Genomic DNA, 20,163 nt, shown 5'->3' on the forward strand with positions numbered 1-20,163 from the left:
ACCAACAGACTTTAAGGATTTCCATGCCTCACGAACTGACAGAAGTGAAGATTCGCACGCTGACCAAGCCGCCACACGCGCCGGCCGAGGAACTGTCCGCGGACCTGTGCATCGTCGGCGCCGGCATCGCCGGCATCTCGGCGGCGCTGACCGCGGCCAAACTGGGCCGCCGGGTGGTGATCGTCGACGCCCTGCCCGTCCTCGGCGGCCAGTGCGCCAACTCGCTGATCGGGCTGTTCTGCGGCGTCTACGGCAACGGACCCGAATACCGGCAGCTCACGCACGGCATCTTCGATCCGATGTTCGCCGACCTGGTGAAAACCGGCGACGTCTCCTACAACTACCGGCACACCATCACGGTGAACTACGACGAGAACGCCGTCGGCCGCTGGATGGAGACGCAGATTGACCAGGCCGGCGTGATTCCGGTGACCGGGGCGTCCATCCTGGACGTGGAGAACGACGGCGGCCACCTGCGCGCCGTCGTCTTCGCCACCAGGTACGGGCTGCTTCGGGTGAGCGCGGATTCGTTCATCGACGCCAGCGGCGACGCCGCGCTCACTTGGGAAGCCGGGCTGGAATGTCGGGTGCCGGAGCGCACCATCTGGGGTTCCCAGCAGGTCCGGCTGGAAAACCTGGACCCCGAACACGCACCCCCGGCCGACGAACTGGCCAACCGGGTGGCCGAGAAGGCGGACGAGTACGGCCTGCTCCGGCGCGACGGGCTGGCCTTCTTCTTCCCGGGCCGGGACACCGCCGTGATGAACATGACCCACGTGGAGGCGCCGCTGCAGGCGATCGAAGCCTCCGCGGCCCAGCTGCGGGGCAAGGAGCAGGCAGACCGGGTGGTCGACTTCCTGCGGACCGAGTTCCCGGACGCGTTCGGGCGGGCCACCGTCCGGCTGTACGGCTTCCCCGGGCGGCGGCAGACGCGCTGGATCGCCGGCGAGCACCAGCTCACCGTCGATGAGGTGCGGACCGGGTTCCGGTTCGACGACGCCGTGGCGCGCACCGCCTGGCCGATCGAGCTGCACGACCGGCCGGAGGGTTACGTCTGGGACGTCTTCGACTCCGACCATGTCCACTACGTGCCGCTGGGCAGCATCACTCCGCGGGGCGCGGTGAACCTGCTCGCCGCGGGCCGCTGCGTCGACGGCGATGCTGCCGCTCTCTCCAGCGTCCGCGTGATGGGACCGTGCGCGGCCATGGGTGAGGCCGCCGCGCATGCCCTGGATCTGGCCGACGGCGGTCCGGTCTCCGAGATCAACCTGGCCGAACTGCGCGACCGCATCCGGGCGAACATTGGCGAAGACGGAACCGACGCCGGAAAGGAGCAGGTCCTTGCAGCTGACCGACGATGACAAGGCCATGCGGGACGGCCGCGACGGATCCGCCGTCGCCGCCGCGATGGATCTGCTGATCCGCTACGGCGAGGGCCTCGGCGCCGAACGGCTGTGCAGCGTGCGGAATGTGGCCGGCACGTCCACCCAGCCGACGCCGGCGAAAAACAAGATCGCGGCCGAGGGCGGCTGGAACAAGGCGTACGCCGTCATCAACCTGGACTGCGACGAGGACATCGAGATCCCGAAGATGCGCGTCCCCACCTGCCAGTTGCAGCACGGGTTCAGCGCCGATGCCCTGAACATCACGCCGTACAGCCCGCATTTGGTGGAGCTGCAGGCCGACGCCGAATCCTTCGCGAGCGACCGCGGCATCAACATTCTGGCCACCTGCACCCCGTACCAGGTGGGCAACCTGCCGGTCCGCGGTGAGCACATCGCCTGGATGGAGTCCTCGGCGGTGGTCTACGCCAACTCCGTGATCGGCGCGAAATCCAACTGCGAAGGGACGGCATCCACCGGCGCCGCCGGCCTGACCGGGCGGATCCCGTACTGGGGTAACCACCTGGACGAAAACCGCAAGGGCACCCACCTGATCCGGTCCGACGTTCGGATCGACTCCTTCATGGACTGGGGGCTGTTCGGCTACTTCGCCGGCGACGTGGTGCAGGAGGAGCGGCCGGTGTTGACCGGAAACCTGGGCCTGCCGTCGCTGACCGACCTGAAGCACTTGGGCGCGGCGCTGGCCACTAGCGGGGGAGTGGAGATCTTCCACCTGCCCGGTGTCACGCCCGAGGCGCCGACTGTTACGGAGGCCTTCGAACCCGCGCCCTTGCCGGACGTGGTGGTTTATACGGAGGCCGACCGGCGGGCTGCCTACGAGTCGCTCAACAACCAGGGCACGTCCGAGGACGTGGACTTCATCCTGCTGGGCTGCCCGCATGCATCCCTGGAGCAGATAGCCCAGATCGCGGCACTGCTGGACGGCAAACGACTGAGCCCCAACACCGAGTTGTGGGTGATGACCCCGCGTGCCCTGCGTTCGGTGGCAGATCGAAACGGCTATTCCGCCGTGATTGAGCGCGCCGGCGGGCGGCTGCTGACCGACTCCTGCCCGGCCATGTCACGCGTGGCGCCCGAAGGAACCAAGGTCTTCGCTACCGACAGCGCCAAGCAGGCACACTACCTGCCGGCCATCCTGGGAATCGAGGCCTGGTTCGGGACCACCGAAGACTGCATTAACGCAGCATTGACCGGCAAGTGGAACGGGGCATTGAGATGATTTCGTCCGAGCAGGAGGCTGCGGAGAGCTTGGCTGGAACCAAGGCCGCTTTGGCTTCAACCGACCAGATAGTGCTGCGTGGCCGGGGCATCGTGCCCGGAAAGATCCGTGGCGAAGCGCTGGTCTCCCCGGAGACCATCTCCGGCTGGGGCGGCATCGACCCGGCCACCGGCACCATCATCGAGCGCCGGCACAGCCTCTGCGGCGTGTCCTTTGCGGACAAAGTGCTGGTCTTCCCCGGGGCCAAGGGCTCCTCCGGCTGGTCGGGATTCTTCCAAAGCACCCGCCTGCTGGGCACGGCCCCGGCCGCCATGGTCTTCACCAAAATGACCACCAAAGCCGTACTCGGCGCCGTCGTCACCCGCGTCCCCACCGTCAGCGAACTGGACCAGGACCCTGTGCAGGTCATCCGCACCGGCGACTTCGTCGAGGTCGATGCCGACACCGGAACCGTCACCATCTTGCAACGCGGAAACGGCTAATTGCGGATCAGCCGGCCGCTTTGAAAGGCGGCCGGCTGGTAGGTAGGCCCTCGAACGCTATGCCGTCCTACACGCCCCGCGACAATACATCTTGCTCTTGGAGGGTGCGTGGTTTTCCGCCCAATTTCCAACCGACCATGTCCAGTGCCCGCAGAGGGGAGATGTTTGGGTCGACGGCAACGTTTGCGAGCTCCCGCCAGTTGTCGTGCTGGCTCCGGAGATCACTCTGCAACGCCGGTAGCCAGGCGCGGCAGAAGTCCCGACGGCTCCGCTTCTTGACCGGTGGTACGGGCTTGTTGCCCAAAACGCTGTAGCAGCGGCGGATGTTCTCGTCGAATAACGGGATGAGTTTTGGCCGCTTTCGATGCAGCACTTTTGCCAATTTAGTCATGCCCACGTGCTTCACAGGAATGTCGTCGAGCACCCCAAATAAGTCAGCGATCGCTTCCAGCGTTTCTTCTCCGGCTTGGGCAAGGGTGCCCGACGTCCCAACCGCCATCAGTCGCTCATTGATCTTCGGAAGGAGCGATTCGAGAGCGTAGTAAGAAACAATCGGTTTCTGGCCAGCGTTCAGTAGGGAGACTGCAAGGAGATCCGGCAGTTCAACGCTTTCAGTGGGGCTGCCAGGGTACGCGTCGTAAGCCGGATATGACCATGTCCGCGTGCTATTCGTTATGTAGTCCCCGACGTATTTCTTTGCCTTTTCAAATTCAATGGTGGCGCCACCGACGCGCAAAAGTTCAGTCATAGTCTGATCCTGCCATGTGTTAGGTGAGATGCACGCGTATGTGTGACGATACCCAAGTGACTGGCGTCCGGAGATGATCGCTATTTACTTGGTTACCCCGAAGCCGCCTCGCCAATCGATAAAAAGTCGACGAAGTTACAACTACTGGAGCCGAAACTCTGTCGGATTTTTTCCTGAAGTTTGGCGAGCGTGGGACATCAACGGCGGCAGTCTTTCGATTGTTGCCCCTTTCGTTCGGACTCCAAACAGCCAAGGAGTTGCTCCCTGTTGAGCACTCTGGCGGATGTCCGGTACTGGGAGTTGGCGGTGCCCGCGTAAGACTGCGTCTCCAGAGGGGTTCGAGACCATGAGTCTGACTAGGCACAAGCAGGTTGGTCACGTAGGCGGTTCGTAATCGAGCATTGAAACCCGTGGACTGGCCAAAATCCTTGCGCAGCAGGCTCGGCATCGGCAAGGATACAGATGAACCCGTGCTGCGAAGAAGGGGCAGACGCGATGACGAAGTATCTGATCTCGTTTCCGAGTGCCGCCATGGACGTCCCTGAGGAAGAAGTGCCAGCGCTGTCGGATGCTTCGCACGCGGTGGTTCAGGAGGCGAAGGATGCCGGCGTCTGGGTGTTCGGCGGCGGAATCGATGAGAGCATCTCGCCTGTCATGGTCGACAGCGATGGGACCGTGCGTGAGGGTACCTACCCGCAAACAACGCACCTCGAAGGCGGCTACTCGGTACTGGAACTGCCCTCGTATGACTCGGCCTTGGAATGGGCCGCGAAGATCGCGGTCGCTTGCCGTTGCGCCCAGGAGGTACGGGCTTTCGAATACGACCCCGCCAGCTAAGTCTCGGCTGGGTGACCGACTTCGCTGGGCTCGCGGCGGGCGCATTCGCGAAGGCGGGGAGCCTTGAGCCCGATGGCTGTCTCTTTGAGCGCGTCGAAATCATTTCGGAAACCCGGATCTGGCAGGATCTGTTGCATGCAAAAATCAGAGGTCGTCTTCCGTTTCCTTGACGGAACTCGCGTCCAGTGTCAGATCGTCTCGCCTCGAGGGCAGAAGCTCACGCTGTCCGGAAACATAAACGAAGAACCTGAATTCGAGATGGGCGGGCTTGGGGATAACCGAGCTTTGGTTGGGTGCGCCTGGGCTTTCGCGAAGGCTAAGTACGAAGCGGTCACCTTGCCTGATCAGGAACAGCAGAAGAACGCTGAGAAGCGAGCGGGATCCCATCAAAAAGTGGCCGAGTGGATCGCCGATTTGGCTGACGACCTTGCGAGCGAAGAAAAGCGGGGATGGTGTTCTGGTTGCTTCGAGGAGCACGCGCACCGGAAGGCCAATCGGGCGGTCGGGAAGGCGCCCGCCTACATATGCGGCGGTTGCGGATTGCCGACACTGCCCTGCGCATGCCCCGGCTGCAAAAACATGGCAGTGCGAGGGCAAGGGCCTGTCCCGATAAAGAGGTATTGTGCCGAGCACCGCCACGAGATCCCTGGGTTTGCGAAGGCTGATCGCAAGATGGGCGAGCTCAATAACTACGAGGAGTTCCTCAAATACGACAAACGAAACCTCGCCAGCGATACCAGAGTGGCAGGCCTAGCAGGCGTGGGACTCGTAGCAGCCACACCCTTCGCCTACTTCGCTGCACCTGCGATCGGAGGGGCAGTCGGAGCACTCGTTGGCGGATACACCGGCGCTGCGGCTACCAGTTTTGGTCTGGCTTTCCTGGGTGGCGGCGCGCTAGCCGTCGGCGGCCTCGGCATGGCCGGCGGGACCTTGGTGATAACAGCTCTTGGCGCTTCCCTCGGCTGCGCGCTGGGCGCCTCGGTCATGAATGCCTATCTCCGCGAAGACAAATCTTTCCATATTGAAATGCTGCAGGGAGGATCAGGCGTACCGGTTATCGTCTGTAACGGCTTCCTTAGTGAGAGCGGCAAGGGTTGGGGCGAGTGGCGGGACATCATCACTAAGCGTTACGCGGATTCGCCCGTCTATCGGGTCCACTGGGGCGCCAAGGAACTTAGGCATCTAGGAATTCTCGGCGGTCGCGGGGCAGCCAGGGTCGTCGGCGCCGCAGCCCTAAGGGAGGCTGCCGAGAGAGCCGCAAAAATGGCAGCGAGGAGGCTCGGCCCGCTCGCGCCGGCCCTCGCCGCAGCCGACCTTGCCAAGAACCCATGGCACGTCGCCAAGAACCGCGCCGAGAAGACCGGCGTAATCTTGGCCGACCTGCTCGCCCGTACTAACGCTGATTCCTATGTGCTGGTGGGCCACAGCCTCGGCGCACGTGCGATGGTGGTCGCAGCCCAGACGCTAGGAACTAAGCCCGGTGGCCCGCGGATTCAAGCTATTCACCTCCTCGGCGCAGCCATTGGAGCAAGGAGTGATTGGCACACCCTGACCGCCGCAGTAGACGATGCAGTCTACAACTACCACTCAAGCAATGACAGCGTGCTGAAATTCGCCTACGGCCTCGCTCAAGGCCAGGCAGCGGCAGGTCTCGCAGGCTTCAGACCGAGTGCAGACAGGCTGAAAAATATCGACGTCTCGGGTCGAGTCAAGAGCCACTTTGACTACCACAAGAACGTCGGCCTCAACTAGTACCTCCTCGAGTCCCAAAACGCCGGGTGCGGCTCCATAAGTGGAGCCGCACCCGGCGTTTTGTTCACTGTGCTTCCGCAGGGGCCGCCGGTCCGCCCGACCGTCGGGCTGCATGTGGCGAAAGTAGCGTGGACCTGGCGGCCCTGCGGAAAGTCTTTGGGACCCGGCGGTTGATCGGGGGCTGGCTATTGGACCCAGGTCAACCGCCGGACAGTTAGAAGGGGTACGCCGAGGGCGCGATGCCTCGGTGGCGGGTGGGACGGCCCGGGATGTTGTGCCCATTCGCGAAGCAGTGAACAGAACATCCCGGGCAGCATCCCCCGTCCCCCACTCCCGCCCTCCGGTCCGGGCCACTGTTGCCAGCGGCCCGGACCGGAGGGCGAGGAGACTTAGGCTGCAGCAACCACCTTGGTAGGCGACTTCTCCAGCAGGTAGTTCTGGTAGGCGGGAATGGTCAGGAAGGCGGGGAACTCTTCGCCGAGGGCACACTCTTCGAAGATCTCGCGGGCGTCGTCGAACCGGTCGCCGTCGAACCGGGGCAGGGCGGCGAACTCTTCTTCGAGCAGTTCGCGGACCCATTCGCGGGTGACAATCTCGCCGTCGTCGGTCACGGCGTGGGCGTGGATCCACTGCCAGATTTGCGAGCGGGAGATTTCCGCGGTGGCGGCGTCCTCCATCAGGTTGTGGATGGCCACCGCGCCGTTGCCGCGCAGCCAGGACTCGATGTACTGGATGCCGACTTCCAGGTTGGTGCGGATGCCGGCCTCGGTGATGGAGCCTTCGGTGCCGGCGATGTTCAGGAGGGCACCGTCGTCGGGCGTGACGTCCTCACGCTGGCGGTCCAACTGGTTCGGCCGCGAACCCAAGGCCGAGTCGAACACTTCGCGGGCCACCGGCACCAGGTCCGGGTGCGCCACCCAGGAGCCGTCGAACCCGTCGGAGGCTTCGCGGGTTTTGTCCGCGTGCACCTTCTCCATGGCGATGGCGTTGGCCTCCGGGTCGCGGCGGCTGGGGATGAAGGCGGCCATCCCGCCGATGGCCATGGCGCCGCGGCGGTGGCAGGCGCGGACCAGCTGCTCGGTGTAGGAGCGCATGAACGGCGCCGTCATGGTCACCTGGGTGCGGTCCGGCAGCACGAACCGCGGGCCGCGGGCGCGGAAGTTCTTGATCACCGAGAAGATGTAGTCCCAGCGGCCGGCGTTCAGCCCGGAGGCGTGGTCGCGCAGCTCGTAGAGGATCTCCTCCATCTCGAACGCGGCCGTGATGGTCTCGATCAGCACGGTGGCGCGGATGGTGCCCTGCGGGATGCCCAGCAAGTCCTGCGCCAGGATGAACACGTCGTTCCACAGCCGGGCTTCCAGATGCGACTCGATCTTCGGCAGGTAGAAGTACGGTCCGCGGCCCTGCGCGATCAGCCGCTGGGCGTTGTGGAAGAAGTACAGGCCGAAGTCCACGATGCCGCCGGCCACCGGTTCGCCGCCGATCAGCATGTGCTTCTCCGGCAGGTGCCAGCCGCGCGGCCGGACCACGATGGTGGGCAGGTCGGTCAGCGTCTGGCCGGTCAGCTTGTATTCCTTGCCGGCCTCGGAGGTGAAATCGATCCGCCGCTCCAGCACGTCGGTCAGGTTCAGCTGCCCGTTGATCACGTTGGACCAGCTGGGCGTGGAGGAGTCCTCCATGTCCGCCAGCCACACCTTGGCGCCGGAGTTCAGCGCGTTGATGGTCATCTTCTTCTCCACCGGCCCGGTGATCTCCACCCGGCGGTCCTCCAGCCCGGGGGCCGGGGGAGCGACCCGCCAAGACGAGTCCTCGCGGATGTGCCGGGTGCCGGGCAGGAACTTCGGGTCATGCCCGCGGGCGATCGACTTGCGCCGGTTCTCCCGCTGCACCAGCAGGTCGCGCCGCCGGTCGGCCGTGGCCTTGTGCAGCTTGGCCACAAACTCCAGCGCCTGCGGCGTCAGCACTTCCTCCTGCCGGCACACCGGCGAGCCCGTCAACGTAATCCCGTTCAAAGTAATCGGATCATTCATCGCTCATTCACTCCCTAAAACTTTTGTAAGTACGACGCCGGAGCCCGGCCCAAGTGCCAAAGGTGACCTTCGGATGAGGTGCGATACTGATGGAGCCGATTGGGGGTCCGGAAAGCGGCTAATAGATTCCGTAAGGCCGCCCGCGGCCGTCGGAATGTCGTGCCGCGGCGGACCCCCAATCGGCGAAGCCGAGCACCGCCGTCGTGGTGTAGCTGTTAGTGGAACTGGCCTTCTTCGGTGGAGCCCACCAGGGCCAGGGTGCTGCCGTTGGGGTTGAGGGCAGTGGAGATGGTGTCGAAGTAGCCGGTGCCCACTTCGCGCTGGTGCTTGGTTGCGGTGTAGCCGCGGTCTTCGGCGCCGAACTCGCGCTCCTGCAGTTCGACGTACGCGCTCATCCCGTTGCGGGCGTAGCCGTGGGCCAGGTCGAACATCGAGTAGTTCAGGGCGTGGAAGCCGGCCAGGGTGATGAACTGGAAGGTGAAGCCCATCGCCCCGAGCTCGCGCTGGAATTTGGCGATCGCCGCGTCGTCCAGGTGCTTCTTCCAGTTGAAGGACGGCGAGCAGTTGTAGGAGAGCATCTGGTCCGGGAACTCGGCCTTGACCGCCTCCGCGAACTTGCGGGCCAACTCCAGATCCGGAGTGCCGGTCTCCATCCAGATCAGGTCCGAGTAGGGGGCGTAGGCCTTGGCCCGGGCGATGCACGGCTCAATTCCGTTGCGGACCTTGTAGAAGCCCTCCGGAGTGCGCTCGCCGGTGATGAACTCGCGGTCGCGCTCGTCCACGTCGGAGGTGATCAGCGTGGCCGCCTCGGCATCCGTGCGGGCAATGATGACCGACGGGGTGCCGGCCACGTCGGCCGCCAGCCGGGCCGCGTTCAGCGTGCGGATGTGCTGCGCGGTGGGGATCAGCACCTTGCCGCCCAGGTGGCCGCACTTCTTCTCCGAAGCCAGCTGGTCCTCCCAGTGCACGCCCGAGGCGCCGGAGGTGATCATGGACTTCATCAGCTCATAGGCGTTCAGCGGCCCGCCGAAGCCGGCCTCGGCGTCGGCCACAATCGGCACCAGCCAGTCCTCAACCGTCTGGATGCCTTCGGAGAACTCGATCTGGTCGGCCCGCAGCAGCGCGTTGTTGATCCGGCGGACCACCTGCGGCACCGAGTTGGCCGGGTACAGCGACTGGTCCGGGTAGGTGTGGCCGGAGAGGTTGGCGTCGGCGGCCACCTGCCAGCCGGAGAGGTAGATGGCGCGCAGCCCGGCCTTGACCTGCTGCACCGCCTGGTTGCCGGTCAGCGCGCCGAGCGCGTTGGTGTAGCGGCCCTCGGCGGCTTCCTCGGTGAGTTGCTTCCACAGCTTCTGCGCGCCGCGCTTGGCCAGCGTGTGCTCTTCCTGGACCCGGCCGCGGAGGCGGACGACATCCGCTGCGGTGTAGTCGCGAGTGATGCCCTCCCAGCGGGAATCGGCAGCCCACTCGAGCTCCAGTGCCTTGGCCGCTTCCTCAGCGTTCATCGGGGCCGGCTCAAATGATGCAGTCATTGCTGTTCTCCTCTATCGGTGGTCCATCCGGTGATCGAGCTTGTCGAGATCGAGACCCGGTCGAGCTTGTCCTGTGAGTTGATCGCGCTCCACCCGGTGATCGAGCTTGTCGAGATCCGAACTTCTTCGTGAAATCGACTATTCCGCAGGTCACAACAGGTAATCCATAGAAAATGCTGGAAAGATTTGCACTTCTTCCCGTATCCTCAAAAAATGGCAACCACCAGCTGGAATCGTCCCTCCAAGCACGACGACGGTGTCTCCGCAGAGCCCGAAGTCGACGTCATCAGCCTGGGCCGGCGGGTGCGGCACCTGCGGAAGGCCCAGGGCATGACCCTGGACGATCTCGGTGCCGCGGTTGGCGCCGCGCCGTCGCAGCTCTCGCTGATCGAAAACGGCAAACGCGAGCCCAAGCTCGGCATGCTGCAGGCCCTCGGCAAAGCGCTGGGGGTGGGAATCGACCAGCTGCTCGGGGCCGAGCCACCCAGCCGCCGCGCCGCCCTGGAGATCGAGCTGGAACGCTACCAGCGCGGGCCGCTGTACGAGTCGCTCGGACTGCCGAAAGTCCGCGTCAGTTCGCGGCTTTCGATGGATGTGCTGGAATCCTTGGTCGGCCTGCAGCATGAGCTGGAACGCCGGCTGGACGAGCAGGCCGCCACTCCCGAAGAAGCGCGCCGGGCGAATACTGAACTGCGGGCGGAAATGCGCTCGCGGAACAACCACTATGAGGACATCGAGGCGCAGGCCCAAGAGCTCCTGAAGGCAGTCGGGTTCAAGGGCGGGCCGCTGTCCCATCACGTGGCCGCGGACATCGCCGAGCACCTCGGTTTCAGTCTGCAGTACGTCAGCGACCTGCCGCATTCCACCCGGTCCGTGACGGACTTGAAGAACAGCAGAATTTATCTGACCCAGGGCCACCGGTCCGAACACGACCCGCGGTCTGTGCTTTTGCAGGCCGTCGGGCACTACGTCCTGGGACACCAGACGCCCGCTGACTATGCGGACTTCCTGCGCCAGCGCGTGTACACCAACTACTTCGCCGCCGCCCTGCTGATGCCGGAGCACGCCACCGTGGACTTCCTGCAGAAAGCCAAGGCCTCAAAGGAATTGGCCATCGAGGACCTACGCGACGCCTTCAGCGTTTCGTACGAGACTGCAGCCCACCGCTTCACCAATCTGGCCACCCACCACCTGGGCATCCCGTGCCATTTCCAGAAGGTCCACGTCTCCGGCATCATCCACAAGGCCTACGAGAACGACGGCGTGAATTTCCCGGCCGACCACACCGGCGCCATCGAGGGTCAGCCGGTCTGCCGCAACTGGACCTCGCGCGCCGTCTTCGACGTGCCGGACAAGTTCCGGGCCTTTAACCAGTACACGGACACCAAAGCCGGAACCTTCTGGTGCACCGCCATAACGGAGCGGCACTCGTCGGGGGAGTACTCGCTGAGCATCGGCATTCCCTACAAGGAGGTGAAGTGGTTCCGCGGCCGCGACACCACCGAACGCTCCGTCTCCAACTGCCCCGACGAATCCTGTTGCCGCCGCCCACCCGCCGACCTCGCCGCCCAATGGGCCGGCCACGCCTGGCCCAGCGCCCGCGCCAACTCCCACCTTCTAGCCGCTCTCCCACCGGGTGCCTTCCCAGGCGTCGACGAAACCGAGGTGTATTCGTTCCTGCAGGCGCACATCGGCAAGTAGCTAGCGAGCTACGAAGCTCAAAAGGACGCTTTCGCTCTTAAATTCGGGTGGGGTCCCGATGCCGCCCTCCGATATCCGGGGTCTCTCACGCGGAATGAAGCACAGGCCTCATGTCACACGAGTTTTAGCTGTTCCATCCAACGAAGGATCAGGGCCGCCTGCGTTGGGCTCAATCCGTTGGACGATTCTTCGCGCAGCTGCCGTCGGAGCTCATCTCGAGGGAGGGATAGTGCTTTGCTCCGTACCTCCGAAGCTCCAGCGATTCGCGACATGAACTGGTCCTGCAAGATTTCGAGAGTTCGCTCCTCGAGGAGGCGCTCTCCTGTTTCGGTCAATCGCACTCGGTCTTCTGAGAAAGAGACCAGACCCAGAGAGGCCAAAATGCCGATTCTTCGGCGAGCTTCCGACGCCAGAGTGATTGACGGAAACGCTTCTTGGAATGACTCAACGAATTGCTCATAACCGGGCTCATCTCGCGCGATTTCAGTCATTTGAATCAAGGTTTCCAAGTAATCTCCCTTGCGACCGTCTGGGAGCTTCACCACTGGATAAAGAGCTGGAGCGGCGTAGTAACGCTGTCGTTCCCGATCGAACGAGTTGCGGTCGATCCGCTCGGCCACCTCAACCGAGTCTTGGCGAATATCCAGATTGAGCGCGCCCTTCGCCCTTTCAAGCAGACTGGCCGGTCGGAGCATGAAGAGTCGGTGTCCTGACTCCCGGTTGAGTTCCTCGAAGAGCTCGATCCGTGGTCCCCGAATCTGCCCTTTCTCACGACGCCACCAGTCTTCTTTGACGTCCCCGGTAACTAAAACGATATCCATTGGCCTCGCTATGGCGACATCGAGTATCTGACGCCACAGCATGTAGTCACCATGCGGAGCCAAACCAGACTTGTCAGCGTCCTCGTAACCAGGCGGCAGTCGCTCATCGATTCGCCGCTGCGCCTCGCGGGAATGCTGCTCCACCTCATCTTCGTGAAACGGCGCACCTACACATTCGTTGGTGATAGCTACTAACCGAGCAAGAACCGGGTCACGATTGGTGTCGATGGCCGAGTCGAGGCCGCCATCGCTGAATTCTTCGACATGTACAATTACTCGATCATGAGCCGCGTCAAGAATCGTGTGTAGTTCTTGGACTCGGGAGTCGGCCAGCCCCGCGCGTTTAGCCCACCTAGATAGCGATTGCCTCGACCTGTCTGCAAGCCCGCTGAGCTCGTTCTTCAACTGGTCCGCCGCACTTGATGCCTCTCTTATAGTCGCGTCCCTGTTCCGCCAGAACTCCACTGCGACCTGATGCGGAATGAACAGCCGATCGTGGAAGGCTTCAAGTGTACGGAGCAAATCTTCGCGGGCATCTTCGTGATATCGATAAACGTTGAGCAGTACATTGGTATCAACTACTAAGAGGCCGGATTTGAGGGCTGCGGTGTATTCGTCGTCGCTGGGGGACAGATAGGCTCGAAACCTTTCGAGGAGCCCGTTGTCTCTAATCGCTTTGCTATCCATCTACCTGGCCCTCTCAATCTCATAATCTTGCTGCCCTAGTTGATTCTTCAGATTATCGCGTGGTACCAACGAAACAGGTAGCGGCTCATAGATGGCTCCCCATTCACCGGAAAGTGCGTGGGGAGCACCCATGCTGACGTTCACTTCTTGGAGTTATTCGTCGAACCTAACGAGTTCCTTCATGTACGCCTGAGTGTGTTGGCCCCAATAACTGCGCAGGTCCTCGAACTCCTCGGGCTCGCGGTGGAGGTTCTCTGCCTTTGCGTAGGCGAGGAATAGCATGTCAAGTGCCATGGACGTGCGGCGAATGAGGTTGTGCATTTCGGCGGCGTCCTGCTCGTCGAACGGCTTGTCCGCTGTCTCTCGTAGCACATCGTAGATGTCGCGGATGAACGGGTGACGGTGATTCAGGCGGAGGATGGCCTTTGCATTTAGGTGGTCGACAGTCATGAGTTCCTTGCCGGGCCAGTTGCCGTCGAGGATCGTCATCGAGTGCTGAGCAATATGTGCGCGGATCCCATCTGCCTTGTTGGCGTTAGCCTCCGTGTTGATCTCCAGTTCGTCGAGGATCTCGTCGATCTTCGCGCTTTCCTGCTCAAGGGTGAGATTCAAGCTGGCCTGTCCACGGGGCGCCGTCTGCTCGGCGCGATCGACTGCCTCCTGGACGGCTGGGTCACGGCCATCGACGCTCTCCGCCTGTTGTGTGATCCGGACTTCGTCCCAATGACGTCGGATCTCTTTACGGGCCTGTGTTACCGGGCGCTTGAGCCATTCGCGGAGCGCGTTGCGGAGCTTGCTTACTGGCTCAGCGCCCCTCTTGACATGGCGAACCTGGAAGTACTCGTCGAGCTCAGCTGGGAACGAGACCTCAATACCGATGTAACGGTCGCCAACGGTCACGCCTCCGGTGAGCATTCGGGGAACGATGTCATAGTAGATCTCGCGGCCATTACGCATCATGCTAATGCGGCCTTCGTTGTCTTGATTGATCTGGAACTCGCGAATATCCCTGCCGTCGAGATCAGTTTCACCGCCCTTCCCCTTTTCGTGACGGAAAATCTCCGGGGCGATTGACACGCTGACGTGCACTTGGTGGTCGTCGATTGTGAGATCGGTCTCCTCGATAACCTTGCCCTTGAGGCTATCGGGACCAAGCCCATCACGCATGCCATAGCGTGTCTGGATGCGAGGGTCGTCCAGCAGGAACAGCGGATCATGCAACGTTACTGGCTTTCCCGCTAGGATGATGTTCAGGCCCTGATCGAGGAACTGACGGTAAGCTCGGGCGATAAATTTGCGCAGGTCCGCGATCTTGGTGTCGAGTGAGGCACCGTACGTGCCTCCGCTTGAGAGCCGGTCGATGTGCTGCCAGAGGACGAGGGTTCCGCTCTCGAAGGGCTCACCTTTAAAATCCTTCATCAAGTCGACGTATTCTTTCGGCCAGCCGCCTACCTCAACCGACCGAATTTCCGTCTGACTCCCGGCGCTGATCTCGTCTAGGTCCAGATAAGCAAGGTAGTAGGCATTGCTACCGGCGGCTTTGGCATAGACCTCGATGCGGGTGCCGACGCTAAGAGCAGCGAGTTTGAGGCCGACACCAAATCGGCCGAGACCTTTGCGCTGCCCGTAGCGGCTCGAGTAACCCATCTTAAGGACCTTGGCGAGCACCGGAAGGTCTATACCGCGCCCGTTGTCGGCGAAGGCGATTTCCGTGATGTGCTTCCTGTCCTTGGAGTACATGGGTTCGATCCGGATGACCGTGGCGTTGGCCTCGATCGAGTTGTCGATCGGTTCGCCTACGGCCGCGGTGAGGTCGAAACCGGCGTCGCGCATGCTCTCCAGCGCCTTATCGACTTCGATGATAGGCGAGGTGCGGGCCGCATCGACAGTTGCGGAGGATGGTGCCTGGAAGATGGGGTTGGTAGTCATGTTTTCGTTCCTTTTCTCTGCCGGGGAGGCGTTCGGCGGCCCGGGCGATATGGGTGAGTCAGGCGGGAATGGACGGGATGTCGAGGCGGTTGGAGCGCACGATACGGACGGTCTCGATGCAGAACGGGCAGGGCGGCTCGTGGATTGAAGGGCGCTGTGGGTGGATAAGATTGGAGGTTTGGTCGGCGAGAGCGTGGAACAGACAGCACTCCATGGCGTAGGCGTTGTGTGCTGAGAAAACGACGTCGTAGGTGAAGTAGGCGTGTGGCCGGTTCTGGGAGTGCTCGAGCAGACGCCGGCGTAGGCTGGTGTCGCTTCGGCCCACATAGGCGGGAGTGCCGCGCGACCACAGGACGTAGGCGCCAATGACGCCCTCTGGGATGAGAGCGCGGATTAGCCATGGCCTGAGGGCATATCTGCGGGGTTTCATGCGCACGTCACCTCAGCTATGTAGCCGGCGAAGGCTGCACTTCGTGCACGCGAGATGCGCTCACGCATGCGCTTGACTGGAAGTCCGGCAGCGCAAGCGAGGGACTCGGCGTCGTGGCCCCGGGCAACGGCCTTGAGTAGTTGGCGTTGGTGCACGGTCAGGGACGGCGTGGAATCGAGCCAATCGAGCAACTCGAACTCCGCGAGCGGGTCGTAGGCGCTGGCTGCCTCTGCCTCAGCGCGCTTGGCTGCATACAGGTCGGGATCGTCGAAGGAGACCAGACCTTGCCTGGCGCGGTCTTTGACGACTTTCAGCGCGTTGGCACGCGCGCTCCTGACCATGCGAAGAGGTTGGCTGGTCTTAGTATGGTTGCGAATCAGTTCGTCGAGCGCACGGTCGATGCGGTCGAGTTCGACGGTGTCGAGAGACGCACGTGTGACTTCGGATTGCTGCTGGAGGGTGCTCACAGCAGACTGGATTTCCAAGCTCATCATTTGTTGTACCTACGTATCTGACGGTGGGGCCTTCGGCCTCACGGTCGGTAGATGGACATGAAGAATATTCAGTTGTAGGGCACTAGCATAATCGTGACCACAGACATCCGCTAGGTGCCACAAGGAAACGGATCCTCAATAGTTAAGGGGGGCTAAGTGGGTCACTTGTTGCGCTCCGGGTCATAGCGTTCTCCCCCTTCGGGCTCAGCAACAAACCGATCGCGCCCGTGGAATTCTTGCATACCCTGAACAACCATGGTGGTTCCTAGAAGCGCTTCTGTGTCAGTCAGAACTGCAGTTGCGGCCGTATCGTGCGGACGATTTTCCGGTTGACGAGGCCGAGGTCTGCTACTTCCTCGCAGCGCCCGCGCCAAGCTGTGAAGGTCTTCCGGTGCAAGGCTTCAAAGTGCTCTATGCGATTTTGGTACTCCCATTGAGTGATTTTGCATCATTGGCCTGCCTGGACAGCGGCATTCGCATCCGGCGCGGGCGGGGGTCCATCCTCCGTGGCCTGCCAACCGCTTGCGCAGTAACGATGGAACTCCATCACGTCCTCAAGTAGCTGGATGGCTTCGTTTAACGACCGTCCCGTGTGAGGGCTCGTTGAGTAGGATGTCATTAGGTTTGAGTGCGGGTATCGTTGATGCCTTCTCCAGGCCATACCTAGATGGTTTATGGCATCCCATCCGAAAAGCTCCGCCTTCCGCGACGATTCCGGCTCCTCCTGGTACATCGTCCGGAACCCTGCCTGGACTATGGCGAGCGCTCCTGCGATCGCGTCGGAGCCTTCAAACACGCACAATCCGTCATTCTCTGCTCGGACGGCTATTTCCGTCTTGGAAAGCACGGGTGTCGTGTCAGAGTGATGAGATTTCATCCATGCAAGCAGAACTTCGGCGATGAACTGATGTCCTCGTGCAAGTAGATCTTGTGAATCCAGACAGAGCCAGTCCTGAACGTCTGATTTCATCATCACGCCTGGATAGCTCGTCCACAGGTGAAGTAGCCACGGAAACGTCTGCGGTCGGAAGGCGTGAGTGTTTTTTTCAGGGAGGGTCACGGTCTTCGGGGTTTTCGGCTCCGTTTCGTCCGTTTCAGTTCGGCGAGCATCCTTCGACAGATTTTCAGCATGCGCTTCTTCCCACGCCGCAAGTGTCGCCTTCAAGTCTCGCGGAGACGCAAAGCGCTTCCGGTCTCCCTTGAGGATGATCAGAAATGTCGGAACTCCGACTTCAGCTCCGGCTATCCATCCCCTGACTCGCTCCACTGCGGGGGAGGGATCTTGTCCGCTGGTCATGTTTTTGACCTGCGCATGTGCGACTCGTCCCGAAAGGGACCAAGAGTTTCCTAACTTATTGTATTCCTGCGGTCTCAGCGGAACCTGAATGTGGAGGTCTAGTCCATAATCGGATCCGGTTAGCGAGTTCACCACCGCGCCCATAAGGAGGAACTCTTTCAGAGTATCCACTTCTCCGATGTCGCCGCTATGCTTGAGCCGCTTCCTGATTGCCATCGGCGCCTCCGATCCCATCATTGGTCTCCATTCGTCCCCGCTGTAATTGTTGGTTTAGACTACCGTCCATATGGGATTGGGCCTGTAAGTAGGCTTGCGAAGTGTTCTCACCGGATCTCCCGCAATCGCCAGGGCTGCGCCTGCGGTGGGCGAGAGAGCAAACTTACGCGTCGGATTGTGCGATCTAAAAGGCAGTTGAGGTAGCGCGAGACGTGTGCGCTGCCCGCTCCGTGCTGGCTCATAACCCAGACAAGATGACGACTTGCCGAGCCTGCCGAGAAGGGCAGGTCGCACGACTTATGGGCTGCCACGGGTATGTGTTACCGAAGCCGGTTGTTTCTGCAGGGATACAGGGAAACCGCAATGTTATCTCTAAAGTGCAGTAAGATTTAAAGCCGTTAACATTTTGACATTGTTCGTCTGACGGATATAGTCGAGTCTGACATGGTATACAGTGGGGAAATCTAATGGCTTTTTGGCGTTATGGGCGGCGGATCTCCGATCTGGAGGCGCAGTTAGGTTTGCTGGCAGTGTCCTCTTCCCGGCCGCCAGCCTCGCAGCAAGCGAGCATCTCAAAGACCTCCATTTTATCGATCGTCGCGATTCTCATCTCAATCACAGCGGTTGTAGTTCCTTGGTTGCAAAATGACCAGCTAGCCAAGGAAACACTGGAGGCCGAGAGGCGAGCAGCTATCGGCCCTATTCTTAACGATGTTGCAATTGCAGAGAGAAAACTGTGGGCAGCAAAAGAGGCTTTGAGAGCAACGGTGGGCGGGAGTGATGCCGCCGTGAATGGTGCGCGGGCCATGGTCAGCGAAATGATGACCGAATACTTGGATGCTACATATCAAGTCGTACCACATGCGGAACTTGAGGAGCTTGTCTCAATGAACAACCTCACCAGAGCCTTGATGTTTGGCGATCCTAGCCAAGACGGTGCCGCTGGTACAGAGATTACCCAAGCTCAAATTGATCAGTATGAAGACGCTTCCTCTGCGTTCCAGCGGACGTTCAAGTGTTCGGTGAATCCGTCGGTAGAAGAGAAATGTCTACAGAAGAATTAGTTACGTTCTCATTCTCGACGAACCAAGGCCGGGGAATCACGACCTAGCTTATCTGCCTGGTGTCCTCCGCCCGATGTTCCTTCCTGCAATTTTCGTTTTGTGAAATGTGTCTGCACACCCGTGGTCTGCCCGGACGATGCGGCGCAGCTCTTGTACTGCGCGCAAATATATGCGATTCTAGCGGCTCTCCCTACCCCCGACCGGAAAAGCGCTGCTTGCCTGTAGGGCTCCCAGCATCAATATGGAAGTTCTAAGGGGCCGATTGTGCTGTTGGCCCCGCAAATCCCTGGCATGTCCCACAAGACGCTGCCCTGGCTCATGACTTACCATTAGCGCTCCTGCAGAGCGCGGAGGCGCCGCGCGATCTCCCTGTAGGGAAGCCCCGCCGTTCCCGGTCCCCAAGAAAGTCGGAGCGCTCTCTCCACTCTGACTTGAGCGAGCCCCGCTGCCGTCAAGACATGACTCGGTTCGTAAGCTTGTGACGTGCAAGCTGAGCCGTTCGACAAGGCGACAATATCCTTGAGCGCCACGATGGCGGCCTCCGAATCGACGCCAGGGATGGAGACGTTGAGCGTACTAGCAACCGTCCGATTCGGATCACCATTCACTTCGGCGCCCAGCGGGGCCAAAACTGTTAGGAGTTCTTCCTTGATCTCCATAGCCGCTTGCGATCGGTGCTCCGATTCTCTCAGCGCCAATGTGGACGCTGTTCCCATCCCGGCAATGAGAGGCACAGGAAGGGTCCCAGGGCGAAGGCCGCGTTCCTGCCCGCCGCCGAACATGAGCGGTGTGAGGGGGATCCTTTTGTAACCCCGCCGCCGGCAAATGAGTGCGCCGACGCCTTTGGGGCCGCCAATCTTGTGCCCAGAAACCGCCAGGAGATCGATACGCGGGTTCCTGAGCGGCTCAATCAGCTTGCCGAACGCTTGGGCGGCATCCACATGAAAGTATGCGTCGTGGCCCGACATCACCCTGCCGATTTCCGGAATCGGTTGGATTACTCCGGTTTCGTTGTTGACGGCCATCACAGACACCAGCAATGTGTCGGGACGCAGCGCGTCCGCGACAGCTTCGGGTGAAACCCATCCGCCCTCGGTGGGGGGCAGCAGCTCGACTTCGAATCCCCGTGCCTGGAGAATTTCAAGAGGCTCCAGAACCGCCTTGTGCTCGATCTGCGTGGAGATGACATGGCGCTTGCCGCTGGCCTCGCCGTGTGCGGCTAGCCCTAAGATTGCTAAGTTGTCGCTCTCGGTGGCACCGCTGGTGAAGATGACCTCGTCGACCTGAGCGGCTACCACGGCCGCTACCTCGCCCCGCGCCTGTTTGACGCGCTCTTTAGCCCGCTGTCCGTAGGAATGCGTCCGACTGCCGGCATTGCCGAACTCGGACGCCATGTAAGTCATCACCTCTTCCGCCACGCGAGGATCTACGGGCGTGGTGGCGTTGAAGTCCAAGTAGACCGGCATTCCTGGTGTAAGGGGTCTCTCGGCGTTGGGATCGGAGTTCGTTACGCTCATATCT

Annotated in this window: 15 protein-coding genes; 7 read left to right on the forward strand and 8 right to left on the reverse strand. The window is 61.6% G+C overall.

All coding sequences use genetic code 11. The features are described from left to right. The first annotated feature begins 23 nt into the window (after positions 1–23). From E4J89_RS11085 to E4J89_RS11095, 3 genes are read left to right on the forward strand one after another with little or no spacing between them, the layout of a single operon-like run. Positions 24–1,361: an FAD-dependent oxidoreductase gene (locus E4J89_RS11085; RefSeq protein ID WP_136786194.1), complete on the forward strand. Its 1,338-nt coding sequence runs from the start codon at positions 24–26 to the stop codon at positions 1,359–1,361. Then, complete coding sequence (locus tag E4J89_RS11090) at positions 1,342–2,622, forward strand: aconitase X catalytic domain-containing protein (protein WP_136786195.1); 1,281 nt, start codon at positions 1,342–1,344, stop codon at positions 2,620–2,622. Before E4J89_RS11085 ends, E4J89_RS11090 begins: the two co-directional genes overlap by 20 nt. Further along, positions 2,601–3,104, forward strand: a complete 504-nt coding sequence (locus E4J89_RS11095) for a DUF126 domain-containing protein (RefSeq protein ID WP_205754471.1) — start codon at positions 2,601–2,603, stop codon at positions 3,102–3,104. Before E4J89_RS11090 ends, E4J89_RS11095 begins: the two co-directional genes overlap by 22 nt. A gap of 67 nt (positions 3,105–3,171) precedes the next feature. On the opposite strand, the gene E4J89_RS11100 is transcribed toward E4J89_RS11095, so the two are convergent. Then, the gene (locus E4J89_RS11100; protein WP_136786196.1) at positions 3,172–3,852 is read right to left on the reverse strand and encodes a DUF6308 family protein; all 681 of its coding nucleotides are present in this window, start codon (positions 3,850–3,852) and stop codon (positions 3,172–3,174) included. Positions 3,853–4,347: 495 nt separating this feature from the next. Between E4J89_RS11100 and E4J89_RS11105 the strand changes: the two genes are divergently transcribed. Next, positions 4,348–4,689: a YciI family protein gene (locus E4J89_RS11105; protein ID WP_136786197.1), complete on the forward strand. Its 342-nt coding sequence runs from the start codon at positions 4,348–4,350 to the stop codon at positions 4,687–4,689. A gap of 135 nt (positions 4,690–4,824) precedes the next feature. Beyond that, positions 4,825–6,441: a DUF726 domain-containing protein gene (locus tag E4J89_RS11110; RefSeq protein ID WP_136786198.1), complete on the forward strand. Its 1,617-nt coding sequence runs from the start codon at positions 4,825–4,827 to the stop codon at positions 6,439–6,441. Between the two features lie 389 nt (positions 6,442–6,830). Here E4J89_RS11110 and aceB read toward each other — a convergent pair whose 3' ends face one another. Both aceB and aceA read right to left on the reverse strand, forming a co-directional pair. Continuing rightward, positions 6,831–8,471, reverse strand: coding sequence for a malate synthase A (aceB, locus tag E4J89_RS11115; protein WP_136786199.1), 1,641 nt, complete (start codon positions 8,469–8,471; stop codon positions 6,831–6,833). 215 nt (positions 8,472–8,686) lie between these two features. Next, positions 8,687–10,003, reverse strand: a complete 1,317-nt coding sequence (gene aceA, locus E4J89_RS11120) for an isocitrate lyase (RefSeq protein ID WP_136786200.1) — start codon at positions 10,001–10,003, stop codon at positions 8,687–8,689. Positions 10,004–10,189: 186 nt separating this feature from the next. On the opposite strand from aceA, the gene E4J89_RS11125 reads away from it, so the two are divergent. After that, on the forward strand, positions 10,190–11,704 hold the full coding sequence (locus tag E4J89_RS11125; RefSeq protein WP_136786201.1) for a helix-turn-helix transcriptional regulator: 1,515 nt from the start codon (positions 10,190–10,192) through the stop codon (positions 11,702–11,704). Between the two features lie 113 nt (positions 11,705–11,817). On the opposite strand, the gene E4J89_RS11130 is transcribed toward E4J89_RS11125, so the two are convergent. From E4J89_RS11130 to E4J89_RS11150, 4 genes are all read right to left on the reverse strand, one after another. Further along, positions 11,818–13,212: a PIN domain-containing protein gene (locus tag E4J89_RS11130; protein WP_136786202.1), complete on the reverse strand. Its 1,395-nt coding sequence runs from the start codon at positions 13,210–13,212 to the stop codon at positions 11,818–11,820. A 153-nt stretch (positions 13,213–13,365) separates the two neighbouring features. Then, positions 13,366–15,141 carry an ATP-binding protein gene (locus E4J89_RS11135; protein WP_136786203.1) on the reverse strand — a complete coding sequence of 592 codons (1,776 nt, stop codon included), beginning with the start codon at positions 15,139–15,141 and terminating at the stop codon, positions 13,366–13,368. A gap of 426 nt (positions 15,142–15,567) precedes the next feature. Then, positions 15,568–16,065 carry a hypothetical protein gene (locus E4J89_RS11145; RefSeq protein WP_136786205.1) on the reverse strand — a complete coding sequence of 166 codons (498 nt, stop codon included), beginning with the start codon at positions 16,063–16,065 and terminating at the stop codon, positions 15,568–15,570. 448 nt (positions 16,066–16,513) lie between these two features. Continuing rightward, positions 16,514–17,578 carry a hypothetical protein gene (locus E4J89_RS11150; RefSeq protein ID WP_205754472.1) on the reverse strand — a complete coding sequence of 355 codons (1,065 nt, stop codon included), beginning with the start codon at positions 17,576–17,578 and terminating at the stop codon, positions 16,514–16,516. A gap of 467 nt (positions 17,579–18,045) precedes the next feature. Here E4J89_RS11150 and E4J89_RS11155 point away from each other — a divergent pair, with 467 nt between their 5' ends. After that, positions 18,046–18,642 (forward strand): hypothetical protein, encoded by a 597-nt coding sequence (locus tag E4J89_RS11155; protein WP_136786207.1) that lies wholly within the window; start codon positions 18,046–18,048, stop codon positions 18,640–18,642. A gap of 329 nt (positions 18,643–18,971) precedes the next feature. Here E4J89_RS11155 and dndA read toward each other — a convergent pair whose 3' ends face one another. Next, positions 18,972–20,159: a cysteine desulfurase DndA gene (gene dndA, locus E4J89_RS11160; protein WP_205754473.1), complete on the reverse strand. Its 1,188-nt coding sequence runs from the start codon at positions 20,157–20,159 to the stop codon at positions 18,972–18,974. Positions 20,160–20,163 lie beyond the last annotated feature (4 nt).

The organism is Arthrobacter sp. CAU 1506, assembly GCF_005047635.1.
GTDB lineage: Bacteria > Actinomycetota > Actinomycetes > Actinomycetales > Micrococcaceae > Crystallibacter.

Bases quoted from the DNA above. Each gene is read 5' to 3' on its own strand.
- E4J89_RS11085 (WP_136786194.1), top strand. From the start codon at position 24: ATGCCTCACGAACTGACAGAAGTGAAGATTCGCACGCTGACCAAGCCG.
- E4J89_RS11100 (WP_136786196.1), bottom strand. From the start codon at position 3,852: ATGACTGAACTTTTGCGCGTCGGTGGCGCCACCATTGAATTTGAAAAG.
- E4J89_RS11105 (WP_136786197.1), top strand. From the start codon at position 4,348: ATGACGAAGTATCTGATCTCGTTTCCGAGTGCCGCCATGGACGTCCCT.
- E4J89_RS11110 (WP_136786198.1), top strand. From the start codon at position 4,825: ATGCAAAAATCAGAGGTCGTCTTCCGTTTCCTTGACGGAACTCGCGTC.
- aceB (WP_136786199.1), bottom strand. From the start codon at position 8,471: ATGAATGATCCGATTACTTTGAACGGGATTACGTTGACGGGCTCGCCG.
- aceA (WP_136786200.1), bottom strand. From the start codon at position 10,003: ATGACTGCATCATTTGAGCCGGCCCCGATGAACGCTGAGGAAGCGGCC.
- E4J89_RS11130 (WP_136786202.1), bottom strand. From the start codon at position 13,212: ATGGATAGCAAAGCGATTAGAGACAACGGGCTCCTCGAAAGGTTTCGA.
- E4J89_RS11135 (WP_136786203.1), bottom strand. From the start codon at position 15,141: ATGACTACCAACCCCATCTTCCAGGCACCATCCTCCGCAACTGTCGAT.
- E4J89_RS11145 (WP_136786205.1), bottom strand. From the start codon at position 16,065: ATGATGAGCTTGGAAATCCAGTCTGCTGTGAGCACCCTCCAGCAGCAA.
- E4J89_RS11150 (WP_205754472.1), bottom strand. From the start codon at position 17,578: ATGGCAATCAGGAAGCGGCTCAAGCATAGCGGCGACATCGGAGAAGTG.
- E4J89_RS11155 (WP_136786207.1), top strand. From the start codon at position 18,046: ATGGCTTTTTGGCGTTATGGGCGGCGGATCTCCGATCTGGAGGCGCAG.
- dndA (WP_205754473.1), bottom strand. From the start codon at position 20,159: ATGAGCGTAACGAACTCCGATCCCAACGCCGAGAGACCCCTTACACCA.